This window comes from Seonamhaeicola marinus (genome assembly GCF_008085455.1).
In genome coordinates this window covers 1-401 of record NZ_VSDQ01000894.1, presented here as the reverse complement: position 1 = coordinate 401, position 401 = coordinate 1, and the positions used below count along the sequence as shown (strand labels likewise).

Sequence of the window (401 nt, the reverse complement as noted above, 5' to 3'; positions counted from 1 at the left end):
TATTGTTGAAGGTTTAATGACAACTGTTCACGCTACAACAGCAACTCAAATGACTGTTGATGGGCCTTCTAGAAAAGACTGGAGAGGTGGTCGTAGCGCATTAGCTAACATCATTCCTTCTTCTACAGGTGCAGCAAAAGCTGTAGGTAAAGTAATTCCTGAATTAAACGGAAAATTAACAGGTATGGCATTTAGAGTACCAACTCCAGATGTTTCTGTTGTAGATTTAACTGTAAGAATTGAAAAATCTGCTTCTTGGGATGACGTTAAAGCTGCTTTAAAAAATGCTTCTGAAAACGAATTAAAAGGTGTGTTAGGTTACACTGAAGAGTCTGTAGTATCTCAAGACTTCGTTTCAGAATCATTAACAAGTGTTTTTGATGCTGGTGCAAGTATTGCTT

Annotated in this window: 1 pseudogene; it reads left to right on the top strand. The window is 37.4% G+C overall.

Annotated features, from left to right (window positions below):
- A pseudogene (locus FUA24_RS24680) lies at nt 1–401 on the top strand (type I glyceraldehyde-3-phosphate dehydrogenase); the annotation flags it as partial.